Origin of the sequence: Pseudonocardia yuanmonensis (assembly GCF_039542425.1) — a bacterium.
GTDB lineage: Bacteria > Actinomycetota > Actinomycetes > Mycobacteriales > Pseudonocardiaceae > Pseudonocardia > Pseudonocardia yuanmonensis.
Genome location: NZ_BAABIC010000022.1, coordinates 94,005 through 114,181, shown reverse-complemented (window position 1 = coordinate 114,181; position 20,177 = coordinate 94,005). Strand labels below are relative to the sequence as shown.

At 76.0% G+C, this 20,177-nt stretch carries 22 protein-coding genes and 1 tRNA gene; 13 read left to right on the top strand and 10 right to left on the bottom strand.

The window, feature by feature from the left end; all coding sequences use genetic code 11:
* The first annotated feature begins 12 nt into the window (after nt 1–12).
* From ABD990_RS26940 to ABD990_RS26925, 4 genes are all read left to right on the top strand, one after another.
* Entirely contained in the window at nt 13–372 is a 360-nt protein-coding gene (locus ABD990_RS26940) for a YciI family protein (RefSeq protein ID WP_345383548.1), read from the top strand.
* Nucleotides 369–1,577, top strand: a complete 1,209-nt coding sequence (locus ABD990_RS26935) for an RNA polymerase sigma factor (protein WP_345383546.1) — start codon at nt 369–371, stop codon at nt 1,575–1,577. The genes ABD990_RS26940 and ABD990_RS26935 overlap by 4 nt, the downstream gene beginning before the upstream one ends.
* A gap of 74 nt (nt 1,578–1,651) precedes the next feature.
* A complete protein-coding gene (locus ABD990_RS26930; RefSeq protein WP_345383545.1) occupies nt 1,652–2,485 on the top strand; it encodes an MEDS domain-containing protein in 834 nt (277 codons plus the stop codon).
* Nucleotides 2,482–3,423 carry an anti-sigma factor RsbA family regulatory protein gene (locus ABD990_RS26925; RefSeq protein WP_345383544.1) on the top strand — a complete coding sequence of 314 codons (942 nt, stop codon included), beginning with the start codon at nt 2,482–2,484 and terminating at the stop codon, nt 3,421–3,423. The genes ABD990_RS26930 and ABD990_RS26925 overlap by 4 nt, the downstream gene beginning before the upstream one ends.
* A gap of 4 nt (nt 3,424–3,427) precedes the next feature.
* On the opposite strand, the gene ABD990_RS26920 is transcribed toward ABD990_RS26925, so the two are convergent.
* The 3 genes from ABD990_RS26920 to ABD990_RS26910 all read right to left on the bottom strand — a co-directional run bounded on the left by ABD990_RS26920 (nt 3,428) and on the right by ABD990_RS26910 (nt 4,419).
* Complete coding sequence (locus ABD990_RS26920; RefSeq protein WP_345383543.1) at nt 3,428–3,805, bottom strand: hypothetical protein; 378 nt, start codon at nt 3,803–3,805, stop codon at nt 3,428–3,430.
* A gap of 113 nt (nt 3,806–3,918) precedes the next feature.
* Entirely contained in the window at nt 3,919–4,080 is a 162-nt protein-coding gene (locus ABD990_RS26915; protein WP_345383542.1) for a hypothetical protein, read from the bottom strand.
* Nucleotides 4,081–4,167: 87 nt separating this feature from the next.
* A complete protein-coding gene (locus tag ABD990_RS26910; protein ID WP_345383541.1) occupies nt 4,168–4,419 on the bottom strand; it encodes a hypothetical protein in 252 nt (83 codons plus the stop codon).
* 196 nt (nt 4,420–4,615) lie between these two features.
* On the opposite strand from ABD990_RS26910, the gene ABD990_RS26905 reads away from it, so the two are divergent.
* Entirely contained in the window at nt 4,616–10,201 is a 5,586-nt protein-coding gene (locus ABD990_RS26905; protein WP_345383540.1) for a SpoIIE family protein phosphatase, read from the top strand.
* 30 nt (nt 10,202–10,231) lie between these two features.
* Here the strand turns inward: ABD990_RS26905 and ABD990_RS26900 are convergent, their stop codons facing one another.
* A complete protein-coding gene (locus ABD990_RS26900) occupies nt 10,232–10,972 on the bottom strand; it encodes a DUF899 domain-containing protein (protein WP_345383539.1) in 741 nt (246 codons plus the stop codon).
* A gap of 94 nt (nt 10,973–11,066) precedes the next feature.
* On the opposite strand from ABD990_RS26900, the gene ABD990_RS26895 reads away from it, so the two are divergent.
* Complete coding sequence (locus ABD990_RS26895) at nt 11,067–11,528, top strand: winged helix-turn-helix transcriptional regulator (RefSeq protein ID WP_345383538.1); 462 nt, start codon at nt 11,067–11,069, stop codon at nt 11,526–11,528.
* 67 nt (nt 11,529–11,595) lie between these two features.
* Here ABD990_RS26895 and ABD990_RS26890 read toward each other — a convergent pair whose 3' ends face one another.
* Nucleotides 11,596–12,087, bottom strand: a complete 492-nt coding sequence (locus ABD990_RS26890) for a YajQ family cyclic di-GMP-binding protein (RefSeq protein WP_345383537.1) — start codon at nt 12,085–12,087, stop codon at nt 11,596–11,598.
* A 91-nt stretch (nt 12,088–12,178) separates the two neighbouring features.
* Between ABD990_RS26890 and ABD990_RS26885 the strand changes: the two genes are divergently transcribed.
* Both ABD990_RS26885 and ABD990_RS26880 read left to right on the top strand, forming a co-directional pair.
* Nucleotides 12,179–12,260 (top strand) — tRNA-Tyr (locus ABD990_RS26885).
* A 114-nt stretch (nt 12,261–12,374) separates the two neighbouring features.
* Nucleotides 12,375–13,166: a class I SAM-dependent methyltransferase gene (locus tag ABD990_RS26880; protein ID WP_345383536.1), complete on the top strand. Its 792-nt coding sequence runs from the start codon at nt 12,375–12,377 to the stop codon at nt 13,164–13,166.
* A gap of 14 nt (nt 13,167–13,180) precedes the next feature.
* On the opposite strand, the gene ABD990_RS26875 is transcribed toward ABD990_RS26880, so the two are convergent.
* Entirely contained in the window at nt 13,181–13,681 is a 501-nt protein-coding gene (locus ABD990_RS26875) for a GNAT family N-acetyltransferase (RefSeq protein WP_345383535.1), read from the bottom strand.
* Nucleotides 13,682–13,735: 54 nt separating this feature from the next.
* Between ABD990_RS26875 and ABD990_RS26870 the strand changes: the two genes are divergently transcribed.
* Together ABD990_RS26870 and ABD990_RS26865 are read left to right on the top strand one after the other, a co-directional pair.
* Nucleotides 13,736–14,449 (top strand): carbon-nitrogen hydrolase family protein, encoded by a 714-nt coding sequence (locus ABD990_RS26870; protein WP_345383534.1) that lies wholly within the window; start codon nt 13,736–13,738, stop codon nt 14,447–14,449.
* A gap of 42 nt (nt 14,450–14,491) precedes the next feature.
* Nucleotides 14,492–14,890: a TOBE domain-containing protein gene (locus ABD990_RS26865; protein WP_345383533.1), complete on the top strand. Its 399-nt coding sequence runs from the start codon at nt 14,492–14,494 to the stop codon at nt 14,888–14,890.
* Here the strand turns inward: ABD990_RS26865 and ABD990_RS26860 are convergent.
* A complete protein-coding gene (locus tag ABD990_RS26860; RefSeq protein ID WP_345383532.1) occupies nt 14,850–15,650 on the bottom strand; it encodes a putative protein N(5)-glutamine methyltransferase in 801 nt (266 codons plus the stop codon). The genes ABD990_RS26865 and ABD990_RS26860 overlap by 41 nt on opposite strands.
* A gap of 19 nt (nt 15,651–15,669) precedes the next feature.
* Here ABD990_RS26860 and ABD990_RS26855 point away from each other — a divergent pair, with 19 nt between their 5' ends.
* On the top strand, nt 15,670–16,113 hold the full coding sequence (locus ABD990_RS26855; protein ID WP_345383531.1) for a protein-tyrosine phosphatase family protein: 444 nt from the start codon (nt 15,670–15,672) through the stop codon (nt 16,111–16,113).
* A gap of 426 nt (nt 16,114–16,539) precedes the next feature.
* Here the strand turns inward: ABD990_RS26855 and ABD990_RS26850 are convergent, their stop codons facing one another.
* From ABD990_RS26850 to ABD990_RS26840, 3 genes are read right to left on the bottom strand one after another with little or no spacing between them, the layout of a single operon-like run.
* Nucleotides 16,540–16,764, bottom strand: coding sequence for a hypothetical protein (locus ABD990_RS26850; protein ID WP_345383530.1), 225 nt, complete (start codon nt 16,762–16,764; stop codon nt 16,540–16,542).
* A gap of 46 nt (nt 16,765–16,810) precedes the next feature.
* Complete coding sequence (locus ABD990_RS26845; RefSeq protein WP_345383529.1) at nt 16,811–17,128, bottom strand: cupin domain-containing protein; 318 nt, start codon at nt 17,126–17,128, stop codon at nt 16,811–16,813.
* Between the two features lie 22 nt (nt 17,129–17,150).
* Nucleotides 17,151–18,245: a patatin-like phospholipase family protein gene (locus tag ABD990_RS26840; RefSeq protein ID WP_345383528.1), complete on the bottom strand. Its 1,095-nt coding sequence runs from the start codon at nt 18,243–18,245 to the stop codon at nt 17,151–17,153.
* A gap of 45 nt (nt 18,246–18,290) precedes the next feature.
* Here ABD990_RS26840 and ABD990_RS26835 point away from each other — a divergent pair, with 45 nt between their 5' ends.
* Nucleotides 18,291–19,055 carry an enoyl-CoA hydratase/isomerase family protein gene (locus ABD990_RS26835; RefSeq protein WP_345383527.1) on the top strand — a complete coding sequence of 255 codons (765 nt, stop codon included), beginning with the start codon at nt 18,291–18,293 and terminating at the stop codon, nt 19,053–19,055.
* Between the two features lie 144 nt (nt 19,056–19,199).
* Nucleotides 19,200–20,123, top strand: a complete 924-nt coding sequence (locus ABD990_RS26830; protein WP_345383526.1) for an alpha/beta hydrolase — start codon at nt 19,200–19,202, stop codon at nt 20,121–20,123.
* Nucleotides 20,124–20,177 lie beyond the last annotated feature (54 nt).

Here is a 20,177-nt window from a genome sequence, read left to right as displayed (position 1 = left end):
CAGGAGGATCCGATGCCCCAGTACGCAGCCCTCATCTACGCCGCCGACGTCGACTGGAGCCGGCCGGAGTTCGCGGACGTCACGAAGGAGTACGGCGCCTTCGGCGAGGCCGCGGCCGCCGTCATCCGCGGCGGCGCCGCGCTCTACCCGACCGGCACCGCCACCACGGTGCGGGTGCAGGGCGGCAAGGGCGGCGACGTCGTCACGACGGACGGGCCCTACGCCGAGACCAAGGAGGCCCTGACCGGCTTCTACCTGCTCGAGTGCGCGGATCTCGACGAGGCGGTGCGGTGGGCCGCCCAGCTCCCGGGCGCCTGGGACGGCGCGATCGAGGTCCGGCCGGTGATCGACTTCGGCGCGCAGGGCGGGTGACGGAGGACCCGGCTCGTTCGGCCCTCTTCCGCCTCGTGCGCGACGAGGGCCGGCGGGTCCTCGCCACGCTCGTCCGGCAGCTCGGCGACCTCCCGCTCGCCGAGGACGCCGTGCAGGACGCGACGGTGCGCGCGCTGGAGACCTGGCCGCGCGACGGCGTGCCCGAGCAGCCCCGCGCCTGGCTCACCCTGACCGCGCGGCGCCGGGCGATCGACCTGCTGCGCCGCGAGGCCGCGCGGTCCGGGAAGGAGGGGCTCGCCGTGGTGCCCGAGGACCCGCCCCCGCCCGAGACCGTGCGCGACGACCTGCTCCGGCTGATCTTCGTCTGCTGCCACCCCGCGCTCGCGCACGAGACGCAGGTGGCGCTGGCCCTGCGCACGCTCTGCGGGCTGTCGGTGGCGGAGGTCGGGCAGGCGCTGCTCGTGCCCGAGGAGACGATGGCGAAGCGGCTCACCCGGGCGCGGCAGAAGATCGCGCGGGCGGCGATCCCGTACCGCGTGCCGGACGACCACGAGCTGCCCGACCGGCTGCGCGCCGTGCTCGCCACGGTCTACCTGCTGTTCACCGAGGGGTACGACCCGGTCGGCGAGGTCCGCCCGACCCTGGTCGACGAGGCGGTCCGGCTCACCCGGCTGCTGCGCGAGCTGATGCCGGGCGAACCGTCGGTGCTGGGGCTGCTGGCGCTGGAGCTGCTCACCGACTCCCGCCGCGAGGCCCGCCGGGACGCCGCGGGCCTGCCCGTGCTGCTGGCGGACCAGGACCGCTCGCGGTGGCGCACGGACCTGATCGAGGAGGGCGTGCGGCTGGTCGGGGAGGGCCTGCGCCGCAGCCCCGACCGCCCCGACCCGTACGTGGTGCAGGCGGCGATCGCGGCCTGCCACGCCCTGGCCCCGACCTGGGCCGACACCGACTGGGGCGCGGTGGTGTCCTGGTACGACGTGCTGCTGGAGGTGCAGGACACGCCGGTCGTCCGGCTGAACCGGGCGGCGGCGCTGGCCGAGCGGGACGGCCCCGCCGCCGGCCTGGCGGCGGTCGACGCCGTGGCCGGGCTCGAGCGCTACCCGCTCCGGCACGCCGCCCGCGCGGAGCTCCTCGACCGGCTCGGCGACCACCTCGCGGCCCGCGCAGCCTACGACGCCGCCCTCGCCCTCCCGCAGGACCCGGCCCAGGCCGCCCAGCTGCGGCGGCGCCGGGACCGCGGCTGACACCGCCCGAGCCCGACCCGAGCCCGGCCCCTCGGACGGTCCGGGTACCGGCCGCTCACCGCTAGACTCGCCGGGTGCGAGCGACGGGTGTGGTCGACGAGGCGCGTGACCTCGGGCCGGGCGGCCACTACTGCCTGGCGTTCGACGACCGCGCCGAGTTCCGCCGCCAGGCCACGACGTTCCTGCGCGAGGGCGTCGAGCACGGCGACCGGGTGCTCTACGTCGCCGACGCCACGGACGCCGAGCTGACCGAGGTCGCCGCGGAGCTCGGTTCCGCGGCGCGACCGGGCGCCGTCGAGGTCGCGTCGGCCCGGTCCATGTACGGCGCGGACGAGGTCGTCGACCCCGCTGTGCAGGTCCGCACCTACGCCGAGGCGACGGCGGAGGCGCTCGCCGCGGGGTTCCGCGGGCTGCGGGCGGCGGCCGAGATCACGGTGCTGGTCCGCAGCGCCGCACAGCGGGACGCGTTCGCCCGCTACGAGCAGCGCATCGACCGCTTCATGACCGCGCACCCCTTCTCCGCGGTCTGCGCCTACGACCGCGGCGCCCTCGGGGCGTCCGCCGTCGCCGAGCTCGCCTGCGTGCACCCGGCCGCGAGCGCCGGGGCCACCCCCTTCCGGTTCTTCGCACGCGAGGGCGTCGACGCCGCGCTCGGCGGCGAGGTCGACCGCACCGGCCGCGAGCTGCTCGCCCGCACCCTCGACCGCGCCGAGCTCGACCTGCGCGGCGGCGAGCTGGTGCTCGACGCCACCGAGCTGGGGTTCCTCGACCACCGCGGGCTGCTCCTGCTCGACGAGCTGGGCCGGCGGGAGGAGGTCGTCGTCGCCCTGCGCGGCGCACCGGGCGTCGTCCGGCGGATGGCCGGGCTGCTGCAGCTCGCGCAGGTCCGCGTGGACACGGCGGCATGAGGACCGGGCCCGCGGCGGGCACCGGGAGTTACCACCACGAGGCGGCGCTCCACGGCGACGACGACGAGTTCCTGGCCGTCGCCGTGCCGTTCGTGCGGGAGGGGCTGGCGGCCGGCGAGCCGACCTGGATCGCGCTCGCCGAGCGGGACGCCGGGCTGCTCCGGCGGGCGCTGCCCCGCTCCGCCGGCGCGCGCTGGCTGGCCATGGACCGCCAGTACCCGACCCCGGCCGCCGCCATCCGGACCTATCACGAACAGTTCACCGAGGCCCTCGGCGCCGGTGCGCCGCAGGTCCGGGTGATCGGGAACGTGCCGCACCCGGGGCACGGCACGCGCTGGGCCGGCTGGGCGCGCTACGAGGCGGCGATCAACCACGCCTTCGCGACCCTCCCGGTGTGGTCCCTGTGCTGCTACGACACCCGGATCACGCCCCGGCCCGTGCTCGACGGCGTCCTGCGCACCCATCCGCACCTGGCAGCACCGGACGGCACCCGCGCGGCCAATCCCGCGGTCGTCGACCCGGAGGCGGTGCTGGTCGAGGGCATGCGGACGCCGCCGCCGGCGGAGCCCGGGCCGCCCGGCCTCGTGCTCCACGAGCCCAGTCCCGCCGCGGCGCGGCACGCCCTGCTGGCGTTCGCCGCCCGGCTGGACCGCGACGAGCTGGAGGATCTGGTCCTCGCGGTGAGCGAGGTCGTCGACAACGCCTGGGTGCACGGCGCGCCGCCGGTGCGGGTGGCGTTGTGGACGGGCGAGCGGACCGTCGTCACGGTGACGGACGCGGGCGCGGGCCCGAGCGACCCCTACGCGGGCCTGCTCCCGGCGAAGGGCAGCGCCACGGCCGGGCTCGGGCTGTGGATGGCCCACCAGCTCGGTCGCGAGGTCAGCCTGCACCGCGGCCCCGGCGGCTTCACCGTCCGGATCGCCGCCGGACCCTCCTGACCGGTCAGGGCTCCACGAGGGTCGTGATCTGGGCGACGACCTCGGGCTCGGCCTGGTTCTGCTGGAGCACCTGCTGGATCTTCTGCGTGCCCTCGGTCCCCGCCGGGTACGGCTTGTTCTGCGCCAGGACCTGCGCCCACTTCTCCGGGTCGTCGACCCCGTTGGTGCGGAAGGAGGCGGCCAGGTCCTTCTCCGACGAGGCCATGATCGAGCTCTTGACGGGCTGGCCGGGCGCGGAGGTGACGGTGTTGTCCACCCCGGGCTGGTCCGCGCCTGCGCGTGACCCGCCCGAGCAACCGGCCAGGGCGAGCGCGGCGACGGCCGCGAGCACGCCCGCGGCGATCCGTCGCGTCGGCGTCGTGGTCCTGCTGCTGGTGGTCATTCGGGCACTCCTCCGGCGTCGGTGACGGCGGGGAGGTACCCGGGAGCGCGCCGGGAACACCTCGCGGTGATCGGCAGCGGTGATCGTGCTCGCGGCGCGCCCCGGGGTGCGGCTCAGGTGTTCCCGTGCTCCTCGCCGGGCTCCATCGGCATGCTCGGGGCGCCGGGACGGGGGACCTCGACCGGGTCCGAGTCCAGGGCGTCGGGGTCCTCCTGCTCCGGGAAGGTACGCACCGGCTCGTCCTCGGCGGTGCGGTCGTCGCGGGGTTCGGTCATGGGTGCCTCCTCGCTCGGCCCAGGCGGTCCGGGCACGGACCGTCGGGAGGATTCCTCACCCGGGGAACGGCAAACCGGCGAACGGCCCTACCGGCCGCGCGGTCCGCCCCGCTCGTGGGACCGGCGCCGCCGCGCCTCGCCCCACCAGATCGCCCCCGCGGTGCCCACCACGACGGCCGCCACCAGGATCCCGATGTTCAGCGCCAGCAGTCCGCCGACGGTGAGGGCCGCGGCCACCAGCAGGATCACGCCCGCACCGACCAGCTCGGCGCGCGGGTCGACGCCCCGGGCCGCACCCGTGACGGCCGCGAGGGCCCGCCACTCGTCCCCGTCCGGCACGGCGACTCCTCTCCCGTGCTCCGTGACTCCCGTCCCGGGGGCGAGGGCCGCCCGGCGTCGGGAAATACCCGCTCCGCGCGATTCCACACGCCCCGCCGCGAACCTCGTGGACAGCCGTCCGAGGCGCGCGCCGCACCCGCCGGATCCGGCTACGCTTCGACTTCCGTACATCTCCCCACGTCGGAACGGAGCCTTCATGACCCGGCCCGACGACTCGGTGCGCCCGCCGGTCGCGGAGGAGAGCATCTTCGCCCGCGGTGGCGAGCTCGGCCGGATCATGGCGGGCTGGGACTGGGCGGCGACCTCCGTCGGGCCGCCGGAGACCTGGCCCTCCGCGTTGCGCAACGTGGTCCGGATCCTGCTCGGGTCGCGCTTCTCGATGTGGATGGGCTGGGGCCCCGAGCTCGCCTTCTTCTACAACGACGCCTACCAGCGGGACACGCTGCGGGCCAAGCACCCGTGGGCGATCGGGCGGCCCGCCCGCGAGGTGTGGGCGGAGATCTGGGAGGACATCGGCCCGCGCATCGCGTCGGTCCTGGGGACGGGCGAGGCGACCTGGGACGAGGACCTGCTGCTGATCCTCGAGCGGTCCGGCTACCCCGAGGAGACCTATCACACGTTCTCCTACAGCCCGCTCGCCGACGACACCGGCGCCATCCCGGGCTTCCTGTGCGTCGTCACGGAGAACACGGACCGGGTGCTCGGCGAGCGCCGGATGTCGATCCTGCGGGCGCTGTCCAGCGCGGTCACCACCGCCCGCACCGAGCACGCCGTGCTCACGGCGGCCGGCGACCTGCTCGGCGCCAGCACCCGCGACCTGCCGTTCTCACTGGTCTACCTGTTCGACGACGAGGGCGGCGCCCGCCTGGCCTGCGCCGCCGGCGTCGAGGCGGGGGCCCCGGTCGCACCGGAGCAGGTCGGGCCGGACGGGCCGTGGCCCGTCGAGGAGGCACGGGCGGGCCGGACGGCCGTCGTCGACGACCTCGGCGCGCGGTTCGCCGAGCTGCCCACGGGGGAGTGGGACCGCCCGCCGCTCGAGGCCGCGGTCGTGCCACTGGGCACCGAGGACGCCGTGGCCGGGTTCGTGGTCGTGGGCCTCAACCCCTACCGCCGCTACGACGAGGGGTACCGCGGCTTCGTCGAGCTGCTGGTGGCGCAGATCGCCTCCGGGCTGCTCAACGCGCGCGCCTACGAGACCGAGCGGCACCGGGCCGAGGCCCTCGCCGAGCTCGACCGGGCGAAGACGGACTTCTTCTCCAACGTCAGCCACGAGTTCCGCACCCCGCTCACGCTGATCATGGGGCCGATCGAGGAGCTGCGGTCCGCCGACGGGATCCCGGCCGACCGGCTGCGCACCGAGCTGGACGTGATCCACCGCAACGGCCTGCGGCTCGGCAAGCTGGTCAACAGCCTGCTCGACTACTCCCGGCTGCAGGCGGGCCGGATCGAGGCCCGCTTCGAGCCGCTGGACCTCGCCGTCTTCACCGCCGAGCTGGCCGGGGCGTTCCGCTCCGCGATCGAGCACGCCGGGCTCGAGCTCGTGATCGACTGCCCGCCGCTGCCCAGGCCGGTCCACGTCGACCGGGACAGCTGGGAGAAGGTCGTCCTCAACCTGCTGTCCAACGCACTCAAGTTCACCTTCGACGGGGCGATCACGGTCCGGCTCCGGGAGGTCGACGGGGCCGCCGTGCTCACGGTGTCGGACACCGGCGTCGGCGTCCCGGCGGACGAGATGCCGCGGCTGTTCGAGCGCTTCCACCGGGTCACCGGCACGCGGTCGCGTTCGGCGGAGGGCAGCGGCATCGGGCTGGCGATGGTGCGGGAGCTGGCGGCGCTGCACGGCGGCACGGTGAGCGCGGAGAGCACCCTGGACGTCGGCACCTCGTTCACTGTGACCGTCCCGCTGGGCACGGCGCACCTGCCCGCGGACCGCGTCGCCGCGGCATCCGAGGAGGCGCAGCCCACCTCGGCGTCCGCCGTCGTCGAGCCCTTCGTCGCCGAGGCGCTGCGCTGGCTGCCCGACGGCCCGGAGGACCGGGCGGACGGGCCGGCCCCGGGACCGTCCGTCACGGGCGGGCGGGTGCTCGTCGCCGACGACAACGCCGACATGCGCGACTACCTGCACCGCCTGCTCGCGCCCCGGTACGCGGTGCAGGTGGTGGGCGACGGCCGCGCCGCGCTCGAGGCGGTCCTCGCCGACCCGCCGGACCTGGTCGTCTCGGACGTGATGATGCCCGAGCTCGACGGGATGGCCCTGCTGGGCGCGCTGCGGGCCGATCCGCGGACCGCCCGGGTGCCGGTACTGCTGCTGTCGGCGCGGGCGGGGCAGGAGGCGGCCGTCGAGGGCCTCGCCTTCGGGGCGGACGACTATCTGACCAAGCCCTTCGCCGCCCGTGAGCTGTTGGCCCGGGTCGACGGACACCTGCGGCTCGGCCGGGCCCGGGCGGACGCCGAGCGGCGCTTCCGCGCCCTCGCCGACGCCACCCCCGCCCTGATCTGGGCGGACGGCGCCGACGGCCGCCGGGTCTTCGTCAACAAGGCCTGGCGGGAGTACACCGGGGCCGGGGACGCGGACCTGGGCATCGGCTGGCGGACGCGGATCCACCCGGACGACCTGGCCGGGTACGACGAGCGCCGCGCCGCGGCCGCCGGCGGGGTCTTCGAGGCGGAGTACCGGCTCCGGCGGGCGGACGGCCGGTACCGCTGGGTGCTCGACCGCGGCGCCCCGCTGGGCCCGGCCGCCGCGGAGCGCGGCTACGTCGGCGGCTGCCTGGACATCGACGACCGGTACCGCGAGCAGGAGCGGCAGCGGGTCCTCGGCGTGCTCGGCGGCGCGATGGACCGGGAGAGCAGCGTCGCCGGGCGGCGCGAGGTGCTCGTCCGTGCGCTCGTCGACGAGGGGGTCGCCGACCTGGCCCGGCTGATCGTCGTCGACGACGGGGGCGAGCCCCGGGTGGTGGCGGTGGCGGCCCGCGACGCCGCCCGCGAGGCCGACCTGGCCCGGCTCGACGCCGCCTCGCGCTGGGCGTCGGAGGTGCTCGCGGACGGCCGCCCCGCCACCGCGCAGGTCGACGAGGGCTACATCCTGGCCGCGTCGAGCGATCCCGAGCAGCAGGAGGCGCGCCGCCGCCTCGACCTGCGCAGCGTCTCGCTCGTCCCGCTGGTCGCGCGCGGCCGGATCGGCGGGCTGCTCGCCACGGCCCGCACGGGTGCGTCGGCCCCGCAGGACGCGCTGGACCCGGCCCTGCTGGAGGAGATCGGCCGGCGCGCGGCCACCGCGATCGACAACGCGCAGCTCTTCGAGAGCGAGCGGGACACCAGCCACCGGCTGACGCTGCTGCAGGAGGCGACCGCGGCCCTGTCCGCCGCGGCGACCCCGGTCCGGGTGGCGGAGACGGCCGTGACCCAGTTCGCGCAGCTGCTGAAGACCTCGTCGGTGTCGTTGTGGGAGGTGCGGGGCTCGGGCACGCTCGAGGTGCTGCACTCCGTCGGCTGGCCGCCGGCGGTGCAGCGGGACTGGGCGACCGTGCCGGACGACGCGCACGCCCCCGTCGTCGACGCGTTGCACCGCGGGGCACCGGTGTGGGTGGAGCGGCCCGAGGACTGGGAGCGCGAGTACCCGCACCTGCACCGGCTCGTCCGCGACGAGTACGGCTACTCCGGCGTGGCGGCCGTCCCGCTGCTGGTGGCCGGGCGCTGCATCGGCGTCGTGGCGCTCGGCTTCGTCGAGCCGCGGCGGCTGGCCGCGACCGAGCGGGCGGCGGCGGTGTCGCTGGCCGAGCAGAGCGCGCAGGCGCTGCAGCGGGCCGAGCTGCTGGCCGCCGAGAGCGACGCCCGGCTGGCCGCCGAGAACTTCAGCCGGGTCGTCTCGGCGCTGTCCGGCTCCGCGCGGCCGGCCGAGGTCGCCGAGGTGATCCTGGAGCACGCGGCGGAGATCGGGGCGACGGAGGCGGTCGTCGCGCTGTGCCGGGGCGACCAGCTGGAGGTGCTCGGCGCCTTCCCGCCGACGCCGACGCGCCGGCTGCCGGCGGACGTGCCGCGCCCGCTGGCCTACGCCGCCCGCACCGGCGAGCCGGTGTGGGTGGGCACCCGGTCCACGCTCGCCTGGTCCGACCGGCGGCTCGACGACGGCGGCGGCGAGCTGCCCGACCAGGTCGCCGTGCCGCTCTCGCTCGGCGGTACCCCGCTCGGCGTGCTCGGCCTGCGGTTCCCCGTGGGGGGCCCGGAGCTCTCCGACGAGGCCCGCGCCGCGCTGCTCACCGTCGCCGAGCAGTGCGCGCAGGCCCTCGACCGGGCCCGGCTGCACGAGGCGGAGCACCAGATCGCCGCGGTCCTGCAGCGCAGCCTGCTGCCCCCGGAGCCGCGGCCGTTCACCCGGATCCGCACCGCGACCCGCTACCGGCCCGGCGCCGCCGGGGTGCAGGCCGGCGGCGACTGGTACGACGTCTTCGCCGTCGACGACGACCGGATCGCGCTGTCCGTGGGCGACGTCGTCGGGCAGGGCCCGGCCGCGGCCGGGGTGATGGGTCAGCTGCGGGTGGCGCTCTCCGGCGCCCTCCGGCAGGGCAACCCGCCCGCCGCCGCCCTGGAGATCCTCGACGCGCACGTGTCGTGGATCCCCGGGGCGCGCGCGTCGACGGCGGCGTGCCTGCTGCTCGACCGGGCCTCCGGCACGCTGCGCTGGGCGCGGGCCGGGCACCTGCCGCCGCTGCTCGTCGACCGCGACGGCGCCCGCTACCTCGACGACACCCGCGGTCCGGTGCTCGGGCTGCCCGACCACGCCCCGTTCACCGAGGGGTCGACCATGATCCGGCCGGGCACCACCCTGCTGCTGTACACGGACGGGCTGGTCGAGCGGCGCGGCGAGATCGTCGACGACGGCCTCGCCCGGCTGGCGTCGGCGGCCGCCCGGCGCGCGCTGGAGGGCCCGGACGAGCTGGTCGACCACCTGCTCGAGGAGGTCGTGGAGCAGCAGCACGGGCACGCGGACGACATCGCGCTCGTCGCGGTGCGGCTGCTGCCGGCCCCGCTGCACGCCCGGTACCCCGCGGCACCGGAGGTGCTGCGCCGGATGCGGAGCGACGTCCGGGTCTGGGCCGAGGAGGCGGCGCTGCCGAAGCTCCTGCTCGAGGACCTGCAGCTCGCCCTCGGCGAGGCCGCCGCCAACTCGGTCGACCACGCCTACCGGCGGAGCACGCCCGAGGACTTCGAGATCGGCCTCGAGCTCGAGGCCGACGGCGGGATCCGGGTCGCCGTGCGCGACCGCGGCCACTGGCGCCCGGAGCCGGCGGACAAGGGGTTCCGCGGCCGCGGCATCGACCTCATCCGGGCGCTCGCCGGCGAGGTCGAGATCGCCCGGCACGAGGACGGCACCGTGGTGCGGTTCCGGGTGGATCCGACCGTCCGGGACCCCGCGCCGCTGCCGGTCGCCCCGGCCGCCACGACCCCGCCCACCCGGGCGCCGGCGGGCCTCACCGTGCACCGGGAGGGCTCGGGCCTGCGGCTCGCGCTGCACGGCGATCTCGACCTCAGCGGGATCGACGCGGTCCGTGCCCCGCTCGCGGCCGAGCTCGCGCGGGACGGGGTCGTCGATCCCGTGGTCCTCGACCTCACCGGCGTCGGCTACCTGCCCAGCGCCGGGATCGGCATGCTGGTCGACCTCGCCGACGACGTCCGCTCCCGCGGTGGGGAGCTCCGGATCGCCCGCCCCGAGACCGGCCCGGTGGCACGGGTGCTCGCCCTCACGGGCCTCGACGGCGACGCGCCGTTCGGCCGCGGCTGAGCTCCCCGCGCCCCGGGCGGTCGGGACGGCTCAGGACATGAAGCCGGGGTCGGCGACGTGCGCGACCGGGGCCCGCCCCTTCGGCTCCTCCCAGTCCTCCTGCCGGCCCAGCGCCGTGAGGTCGAGCAGGTGGTAGCCGTGCATCATCTCCTCGACCCCGCGGCCGTAGGTCGACCAGGTGTGGAAGACCTCGTCGCCGTCGCGCAGGAACGTGCTGATCCCCGGCTGCTCGCCCACGTAGTCGGTCAGCCAGCCCTGGCCCGCGGCGACCAGCTCGTCCGCGTCCCGGAAGTTGTAGCTCGACGGAGCCACGGCCGGGTCGAGCGTGACGTGGAAGTCGTAGTTGAACGTGCTGCCGTACGACGAGTACCAGGCGAAGGTCCAGCCCCGCGCCTCGCGGACCTCCTGCAGTTTCGGGTAGGGCGCCCGGGACACCGCGGCGAAGGCCGTGTCCCGCCGACCGAGGTGCTCGCGCACCCCCTCACCCGTCTCGGCCGCCATCGCGCTGCAGCTGCGGCAGGGTTCGTCCCAGGCCGGGTCGTACATGAAGTGCTGCAAGACGAGCTGCCGGCGACCGGCGAACAGGTCGCGCAGCCCGACCTCGCCCTCCGGTCCGGTGAACCGGTAGTCCTGCTCGACCCGCACCATCGGCAGCCGCCGGCGGTCCGCGGCGAGCACGTCCCGTGCCCGGGTCAGTTCCTTCTCGCGCAGCAACAGCGCCCGGCGCGCGGCCAGCCACTCGTCCCGCGAGACCACCTGCGGAAGTGCCATCGTCCTCAACCCCTTCGTGTCGACTTGCGTGATGCAAGTCACGGTAGGGGTGGGACTTGCATCACGCAAGTCGAATTCGGCTATCGTCGGCCGCGTGCTGGGTCGGCTGTACGAGCGCGAGAACTGTTCGGCGGCGCGCGCCCTCGAGCTGGTGGGGGAGCGCTGGAGCCTGCTGATCATCCGCAACGCGGTCTTCGCGGGGATGACGCGCTTCTCGGACTTCGAGCGCCGGCTCGGCATCGCGCCGAACGTCCTCGCCAAGCGGCTCGACGGCTTCGTGACCGCCGGGCTGATGGAGCTGCGCGAGGGCGAGTACGTGCTCACGGAGAAGGGGCGCGAGCTCGGCGAGGTCGTCGTGGCCCTCACGGAGTGGGGCGACCGCTGGGCCGCCCCGGACGGCCCGCCGATCGTCTTCCGGCACGCGGGGTGCGAGGGAGTGGTGCACCTGCGGACGACCTGCGAGGAGTGCGGCGGCTCGCCCACCATGGCCGAGGTCGTCGCCACCGCCGGTCCCGGCGCCGACCCGGATCGGCTGCCGGGCCGGGACACGGGCTGACGATCCGGGTGCGCCCCTCGCCCCGCCCGAGCGCTCCCGGCCCGCCGCTCGAGCCGGGAGCCGGGCGTCAGCGGTAGTTCGTGAACTGCAGGGCGATGCCGAAGTCCTTGCTCTTCAGCAGCGCGATGACGGCCTGGAGGTCGTCCTTCTTCTTGCCCGAGACCCGCAGCTGATCCCCCTGGATCTGGGCCTGCACGCCCTTGAGCTTCTCGTCCCGGATGGCCTTGCTGATCTCCTTGGCCTTGTCCGAGGCGATGCCCTGCAGGATCTTGCCGGTGACCTTGTAGGTCCTGCCGGACTGCGCGGGCTCGCCCACCTCGAACGCCTTCAGCGAGATGTTGCGCTTGATCAACTTTTCCTTGAAGACGTCGATCGCCGCCTTCAGTCGCTCCTCGGTCTCCGACTCGAGGGTGATCGCCTCCTCGCCCGCCCAGCTGATCGAGGTCCCGGTGCCCCGGAAGTCGAACCGCTGGGAGAGCTCCTTCCCGGCCTGGTTGAGGGCGTTGTCGACCTCCTGCCGATCGACCTTGCTCACCACGTCGAACGACGGGTCGGCCATGGGCTCCTCCTCGCTGACGGCCCCCCTCGCGGGGACCGGATCTCGCTGTCGTATCCTTCTCCCTGCACGTCGGCGAGGCCGACGGCACCCCGGCAGGTTGCCCGAGTGGCCAAAGGGAGCGGACTGTAAATCCGTCGGCTTAGCCTACGAAGGTTCGAATCCTTCACCTGCCACACCCTCGGGGTACGGCCCCTGACCAGCGGAGACGCGGGTCAGGGGCCGTTCTCGTCCCCGGGGTGCGGGCCTGGAGGGGCCACCGCCACCGCGTCGCGGGCTACCGTCTGCGAATGGACGCGGGCGACGAGTTCGTGGCGCACTACGCCGCAGGCCGGGAGCGCGACCGCCTGACCGCGCAACCCTCGCTCGAGCTGGTGCGCACCCAGGTCCTCCTGCAGCGCCACCTCCCGCCCCCGCCCGGCCGGGTCCTCGACGTCGGGGGCGCCAGCGGGGTCTACGCCGCGTGGCTGGCAGGCCTGGGCTACGACGTACATCTGGTCGACCCGGTGCCGCTCCACGTCGAGCAGGCGGCGGCGCTCGGCGGCTTCACCGCCGCCCTCGGCGACGCGCGACGCCTCGACGAGCCCGACGGCGCGTACGACGCGGTCCTCCTGTTCGGTCCGCTGTACCACCTCGTGACCGAGGACGATCGCCTGCAGGCCCTCCGGGAGGCCCGTCGGGTCGTCCGGCCCGGCGGGACCGTCGCCGCCGCCGCGATCTCCCGCTACGCGAGCACCCTCGACGGGTACTACCGCCGGTTCGTCGACCGGCCCGGCTTCGTGCCGATCATGCGTGCCGACCTGCGCAGCGGGCAGCATCGCAATCCCACCGGCGACCCGGACTTCTTCACCACCGCCTACTTCCACGACCCGGCCGGCCTGGCCTCCGAGATCGCGGCGGCCGGCCTTCGTCCCGAGGTCGTCCTGCCCGTCGAGGGCCCTCTCGCCTGGGCACCGGACCTCGGACGGCGCCTCGCCGACCGGCAGCAGCGCGAGCTGGTCCTCGAGGTGCTCGCCGTCGTCGAGCGCGACCCCGCGATGACGAGCGCGACGGGCCACCTGCTCGCCGTCGCCCACCGCTGAGCGCCGGCCGCGGCTCAGACGCCGAACGGGGCGGGATACCGCACGATCCCCGAGGGCAGCGGGTCGCCGGTGAGCGACAGCGCCATGAGCGCCTCGTCCGGCACGTCCGCGGACAACCGGATCCCGTGCGCCGAGGCGCGGCCGAAGCCGAAGCGCGGGTAGTAGTCCGGGTGTCCCAGCACCACGACGAACCGCTCGCCCTTCGCCTCCGCCGCCGCGAGCGCCGCGCGGATCGCCGCGGACCCGGCGCCGGTGCGCTGGTGGGCGGGCAGCACCGAGCAGGGGGCGAGGGCCAGCGCCGGGACCTCGCCGACGTGGCAGCGGGTCAGCAGGGCGTGCCCGACGATCTCCCCGTCCGGGGCCTCGGCGACCACGGACAGCCCGTCGATCCACGCGGGATCGGAGCGGAGGGCGTCGACGAGGTCGGCCTCGGCCGGGGCGTCGAACGCCTCCACCACCACCCGCCGCACCGCGGGCGCGTCGCCCGGCCCCTCCGGCCGCGTGGTCCAGCGCACGGACACGATCCTGCCAGTGATCGCCGTCGACGCCCGACCGGATAGCGTGCGGCCGTGCCTCCGAGGCTGCCCCTGACCGTCGTCGCCGCCCAGCCGCCCTGCACCCCCCGGGACGTCGCGGCCAACGCCCGCGCCCACGCCGACACGGTCCGCCGGGCCGGCGCGCGCGTCGTGGTGTTCCCCGAGCTGTCGCTGACGGGCTACGAGCTCGACGCGCCCGTGCTCGACCCCGTTGACCCCCGGCTCGCGCCGCTGGTCGAGGCCTGCACGGACACCGGCGCGCTCGCCCTCGCCGGCGCCCCGCTGCCCCTCGCGGGCGGCGGCCGCTCGCTCGGCGTGCTGGCCGTCGACGGCACGGGCGCCCGGACCGTCTACCGCAAGATGTGCCTGGGCGGTGCCGAGCCGGAGCACTTCACGGCGGGGACCGAGCCCGCGGTCGTCGAGGTCGACGGGTGGCGCCTCGGGCTCGCGGTCTGCCGGGACACCGGCGTGCCCGAGCACGCGGCCCGGACGGCGGCGCTCGGGGTCGACGCGTACGTCGCCGGCGCCGTCGACACCCCGGAGGACGCCGCGGTGCAGGAGGAGCGGGCCCGCCGGATCGGCCGTGACCACGGGATCCCGGTCGTCGTGGCCAGCTTCGCGGGCCCGACCGGCGGCGGCTACGCCCGGACCGCGGGCCGGTCGGGGATCTGGGCGGCGGACGGCACGCTCCTCGCGCGGTGCGGGCCCGGGCCCGGCGAGACGGCCCGCGCGGTACTGGTGCCCTGACCACACCGGACGCGCGGGGCCCCGTCGCCGTAACATCCGCCCGTGGCGGAGTACAGGATCTCGGAGGTCGCGGGCCTGCTCGGGGTCAGCGACGACACGGTGCGCCGGTGGATCGACGCCGGCACCCTCCCGGTGCACCTCGACGCCTCGCGGCGCAAGGTGGTCGACGGGGCCTCGTTGGCGGCGTTCACCCGGGAGCACGCGACCGCGGCGCCGGACCCGTCGGACGTGCACACCTCCGCGCGCAACCGCATGGTCGGCCTGGTGACCGAGGTCGTCATGGACAAGGTCATGGCCCAGGTCGAGATGCAGTGCGGGCCGCACCGGGTGGTGTCGCTGATGAGCCGCGAGGCGGTCGAGGAGCTCGGCCTGCAGCCCGGCTCGCTCGCCGTCGCGGTGATCAAGTCGACGAACGTCGTCGTCGAGACACCCCGGCGGTGACCCCGACGACCACGGTGGCGTCGAGCTCGGTGGAGTGCGTCAGCGCGGTGCCCATGCCGTGCACCACCATCGCCGCCGCGGTGCCCGGCGCCTGACGCCGGGAGGTCTCGATCAGCAGGTGCGCGCCGGGCCGCAGCCAGCGGGGGGCGAGCGCGGCGATCCGGCGGTGCAGGTCGAGGCCGTCGGCGCCGCCGTCGAGCGCGACGAGCGGCTCGTGGTCGCGGGCCTCCGGCGGCATGAACCGGACCTCGGCCGTGGGCACGTAGGGCGCGTTGGCGACCAGCAGGTCGACCCGTCCGCGCAGGTCGGCGGGCAGGGCGGCGTCGAGGTCGCCCTCGTGCACGTGCCCGCCGCGCGGCTCCAGGTTCCGCCGGGCGCAGCGCACCGCCGCCGGGTCGACGTCCGCCGCGTGCACCTCGGCGCCCGGCAGCTCGACGGCCAGGGCGGTCGCCACCGCCCCCGAGCCGCAGCACAGGTCCACGACCACCGCCCCCGGAGGGGCGAGCGCCACGCCCTGCGCGACGAGCAGCTCGGTGCGCCGCCGCGGCACGAAGACCCCGTCCTCGACGGCAATCCGCAGCCCGCGGAACTCCGCCCACCCCACGACGTGCTCCAGCGGGACGCCCGCGACGCGCCGGGCGAGCATCGCCTCCAGCTCCTCCGCCGACCCGGCCGACGCCGCCAGGACCTCGGCCTCCTCCTCGGCGAACACGCACCCGGCCGCCCGCAGCGCCCCGACCAGGGCCTCGCTCGTCCCCACGAGGGGGCATTATCACGGAATGATCCAGCTGGACGGCGCGGTCCTGCTCCCCGACGGCACCCCGGTCCGCGGCCGGGGCCGCCGCGACCCCCTGCCGGACGGGCCGCTGCCCGAGTTCTCCCTCTGCCTCGGCCGCCCCGGGCACGACGACGAGCCGGACTGGCCCTCGGCCTGGATCGTGTGGCCGGACTTCCGCGTGCCCCGCGACCGGGACGGCGCCACCGCCGCGATCGTCGACGCCTACGAGCGCGCCCGGTCGGGGGTGCGGGTGGAGGTCAGCTGCACGGGCGGGACCGGCCGGACGGGCACGGTGATCGCGTGCATGGCGGTGCTCGCCGGGCATCCGGGCGCCGAGGCCGTGGCCTGGACCCGGGCGCACTACCGGCCCCGGGCCGTCGAGACGCCCTGGCAGCGGCGGTGGGTCCGGGCGTTCGCGGAGCGGGTGGCGCGCCGCCCCGGCTGACCCGAAGAACCGCGCGAAGGTCGGGGTGTCCCGGAAGGCCGCCGCGCGGAGGAAGGCCGGCGCACGGGGAGGTCGCGGCACCCCCCAGAGGTCGCGGCACACCCGCTCGATCGCCGCGCCACACCCGCGCCGAGCGCGACACATCCGGTCGACGGGTGGCGAGCCGAGCGAGCGGGTGTGCGCCGCTCGACGTGGCCGGCTCGGGCGCGGTCTGCGCGGACACCGGCTGGTGGCGCTGCCGGCCCGGAGTCGCGCCGGCCGTCCGACCGCTCGTCGGCCGGGTCCGCAGCTCGCACACCCGGGAAGGCACTCCACACCCCGTCGACGACGTGTGCCGCGTGCCGATCGGTTGTGGGACGTGGCCGCAGCGGGTGTGCCGGGGCGGACCGGTTGTGCCGGGGCGGACCGGTTGTGCCGGCAGGCCCCTCAGACCCCGCGCCGCCCGTAGTCCGATGCCAGCCGGGTGCGCGCGGTGAAGAGGTGCCGCGCCACCTCGGCGGTGATCCGGTCCGCGTCCGTGCAGCAGCGGCCGGCCCGTTCGGAGTCCGGCAGCCCGCGGTAGGCCGCGGTGAGCTCCTCGAGCGCGCCGAGCAGGTCGGCGATCGCGGCGGACCGCGACTCGGCCTGAGCGACGGTCAGGTCGATGGTCATACCCTCGAGGGTTCCGTGCGCAGGTGTCGGGCGTGGTCCCTCGACGTCACGAACCCGTGACCTCCGCCGCACACCCGTCCGGACCGCCGCCGCCCCGGGAGACGGCCACGATCACCGCCGGGACCGCCCCCGGGTTGTGGACCGTGCGCAGGTTCAGCCCGGTGAACCAGAGCACCGAGCCCGCCGCGAAGCGCCGCCGCCCGCCCGCGTGGCAGCGCAGCTCGATCTCCCCGGCCTCGAGGACGACGAGCACGCCGCGCCACTCGTCCTCCACGTGCGGCCGGGACTCGCCCGGCGCGATCTCGATCCGGCGCCTGCTGAAGCGGCGCCCGGGTGGGAGTGCCGGACCGGCTCTGCCGTCCATGGTGTCGCCTCCCACCCGCGACTCATGCGGGCCGGTCGCTCCGGGCCCGTCGAGGGGTGGACCAGGTTGCGTCCCGGAACTCATCGGTTCCGCCCGCATCGTCCGGAACGCCCTGGTCGGGGCGGTGCGCGAGGACGAGCCCGGGATCGGCCGTCCGCAGCACGGCCGCGGCGGCGTCGTGACCGAGCCGCGAGGCGAGCTCGACCCGCGGGACGTCGATCGTCAGCCCGCGGACGCCGGCCGAGCGCTCGGGGGAGATCGCGAACAGGTGGCTGCCGGAGCGGTCCGGGTGGGCGGCGTCGGCCAGCAGGTCGAGGCTGTCGGCGTGCCGCCGGACGTCCTGGGTCATCGCGCCCAGCCCGGGGGCGAGCCGGTCGATCGACCGTGCCCACCACGGCGTGCGCCCGGCCGGGTCGGAGCGCCGCAGCTCCGGCACGGGCCGGGTGAGCAGGACGAGGACGTGCGTCGCGCCCTCCCGCAGCGCCCGCGCCACCGGCAGCGGATCGCCGATCGAGCCGTCGATCCAGCGCCGCCCGTGCAGCTCCACGGGCGGCCCGGTGAGGAGGGGGATGGCCGCGGTCGCGCGCATGGCGAGCCGCCAGTCGTCCGCCGTCGGGAGCCCGCCCAGGGCGTGCGGGGTCATGTCGTCCGCGTCCGTGACCAGGACGTTCAGCGGGGCGGGGCTGTCCCGCAGCGCGTCCCAGTCGGTGGGCTTGCTGTGCACCAGGATCTCGTGGATGAGGTGGTCGAGCGAGACCATCGGCTGCCGGCTGCGCAGCCGACGGGCGTCGACGAACTCCCGGCTGGCCATGTCGTCGGGGAAGATCCGGGAGGCCTCGTAGCCGTGCCCGAGCAGCAGCGCGGTGGCGACGAACGCGCCGGCCGAGCTGCCGTAGGCCACGTCGAAGGCCGGGGCCAGGCCCGCCTGCTCCAGGGCCCAGACCATGCCGCCCGCGTAGGCGCCGCGCATCCCGCCGCCGCCGACGACCAGCGCGATGCGGTGCCCGTCCGTGCGCGCGCCCGGCCGGCTGCCCGAGTCCCGGCGGCGGACCAGGGCGTGCAGGACCTCGAGGTCGCCCTGCAGACCGCCCTCCCGGTCGTCGCGCAGGTCCCCCATGGGCTCATCATCACCCGACGGGTGCGGCCCGGTCAGGATGTCCGGGTGAACGTCACCGACGACGGCCCGGTGCGCCGGGTCACCCTCCACCGGCCCGAGGCGCGCAACGCGCTGACCGCCGGCGATCTCCGCGACCTGCACGCCGCCTTCGACCCCGGCGGGCTCGGCCCGGACACCCGCGCCGTGGTGGTCGACGCCGCCGGGCCCGTGTTCTCGGCCGGGATGCACGTCGACGAGTTCCTGACGCTCGGGTCGGTGGCCGAGGCGGAGGCCTTCATCGCACGGCTGCGGGACCTCCTGCGGAGCGTGCGGACGGCGCCGGTGCCCGTGCTCGTGGCCGTCGACGGGCCGTGCATCGGCGCGGCGTTCGAGCTCGCGCTCGCCGCCGACCTACGGGTGGCGTCCACCCGGGCCGCGTTCGGGCTGCCGGAGGTCAGGCTGGGCATCCCCTCGGTGGTCGACGCGGCGCTGCTGCAGCAGCACGTCGGGCTCGCGCTGGCCAAGGAGATCGTGCTGACCGGCGACCTCTACCCGGTCGACCGGCTCGGCACCCTGTGCAACGCCGTCGTCCCGCCCGAGGAGCTGCCCGGTGCCGTCGCCGGGCTGCTCGGCAAGGTCACGGGGCACACCCGCACCGTGCTCGCCGCCCAGAAGCGGCTGTTCGAGACGTGGCAGAACACCGGCCTCGCGGAGGGCGCCGACCGGAGCGTCGCCGAGTTCGCCGGGGTGTTCGCCGAGGAGGAGACCCGCGAGGTCCTGGCCGCGTACCGCGCCCGCCTCGGGCGTCGCGGCGGCGCCCGCGAGGAGTGAGGCAGTCGTATCGAACTCCGCTCCGTGCCGGGGAGACGAAGACGGCGGCGGGTTTCGTACCCCGGGCACGAAGGTGGACCGCGTGACCGATGTCACGGTGCAGGGGAGACCCCAGCCCGTCCGCGTCGGACCCAGGAGGCAGCGTTGCCCGTCCACCCCGAAGCCCAGACCCTGCTCGACGCCCTCGCCGAGCAGGGCATGCCGCCGTTCCCGCAGATGACGGTGCCGATGGCCCGTGCCGCGGCCAAGGGCTTCCTCGACCTGCAGGGCGAGCCGGAGCCGATCGCGGTCGACGAGCGGCGGATCGACGGCCCCGCCGGCCGGATCCCGGTGCGGATCTACACGCCGGAGGGGGACGGCCCGAAGCCGCTGGTCGTGTACTTCCACGGCGGCGGCTGGGTGATCGGCGACCTGGACATCGTGGACCGCCCGCTGCGCAGCATCGCGAACCGCAGCGGCGCCGTGATCGTGTCCGTCGACTACCGGCTGGCGCCCGAGCACGTCGCCCCGGCCGCCTTCGACGACTGCTACGCCGCCACGAAGTGGGCCGCGGAGAACGCCGCCGACCTGGGTGCGGACCCGGACCGCGTGATCGTGGCCGGCGACTCGGCGGGCGGTCACCTGGCCGCGGCCGTGGCGCAGGCGGCGAAGGACCGCGGCGGCCCGGCGCTCGCCGCGCAGCTGCTGCTCTACCCGGTGACCGACTTCGACTTCGCCACGCCCTCCTACGAGGAGAACGCCGACGGCTACCTGCTCACCCGCGGCGCGATGGAGTGGTTCTGGGCGCACTACCTGGGCGCCCAGGCGGACGACGGCGAGTACCTCTGCCCCGGCCGCCGCGAGGACGTCTCCGGCCTGCCGCCGGCCTACGTGGCCACGTCGGAGTTCGACCCGCTGCGCGACGAGGGCGAGAACTACGCCCGCAAGCTCGAGGAGGCCGGCGTGCCCGTCACGCTGAAGCGCTTCGACGGGATGCTGCACGACTTCCTCTGGACCCTCGGCGCCACGCCGTCCGGCGGGGTGATCGTCGACGAGATCGCCGACGCCATCAAGAAGGCGGGAGCCTGAGGCCCACCCCCCGAGCGGGGGCACCGACCCCCGGCCGGGTGCGACGTCGGCAAC

Bases quoted from the DNA above. Each gene is read 5' to 3' on its own strand.
- ABD990_RS26900 (WP_345383539.1), bottom strand. From the start codon at position 10,972: ATGGCACTTCCGCAGGTGGTCTCGCGGGACGAGTGGCTGGCCGCGCGC.
- ABD990_RS26890 (WP_345383537.1), bottom strand. From the start codon at position 12,087: ATGGCCGACCCGTCGTTCGACGTGGTGAGCAAGGTCGATCGGCAGGAG.
- ABD990_RS26840 (WP_345383528.1), bottom strand. From the start codon at position 18,245: ATGGGGGACCTGCGCGACGACCGGGAGGGCGGTCTGCAGGGCGACCTC.
- ABD990_RS26915 (WP_345383542.1), bottom strand. From the start codon at position 4,080: ATGACCGAACCCCGCGACGACCGCACCGCCGAGGACGAGCCGGTGCGT.
- ABD990_RS26855 (WP_345383531.1), top strand. From the start codon at position 15,670: ATGATCCAGCTGGACGGCGCGGTCCTGCTCCCCGACGGCACCCCGGTC.
- ABD990_RS26850 (WP_345383530.1), bottom strand. From the start codon at position 16,764: ATGACCATCGACCTGACCGTCGCTCAGGCCGAGTCGCGGTCCGCCGCG.
- ABD990_RS26905 (WP_345383540.1), top strand. From the start codon at position 4,616: ATGACCCGGCCCGACGACTCGGTGCGCCCGCCGGTCGCGGAGGAGAGC.
- ABD990_RS26845 (WP_345383529.1), bottom strand. From the start codon at position 17,128: ATGGACGGCAGAGCCGGTCCGGCACTCCCACCCGGGCGCCGCTTCAGC.
- ABD990_RS26925 (WP_345383544.1), top strand. From the start codon at position 2,482: ATGAGGACCGGGCCCGCGGCGGGCACCGGGAGTTACCACCACGAGGCG.
- ABD990_RS26920 (WP_345383543.1), bottom strand. From the start codon at position 3,805: ATGACCACCAGCAGCAGGACCACGACGCCGACGCGACGGATCGCCGCG.
- ABD990_RS26880 (WP_345383536.1), top strand. From the start codon at position 12,375: ATGGACGCGGGCGACGAGTTCGTGGCGCACTACGCCGCAGGCCGGGAG.
- ABD990_RS26940 (WP_345383548.1), top strand. From the start codon at position 13: ATGCCCCAGTACGCAGCCCTCATCTACGCCGCCGACGTCGACTGGAGC.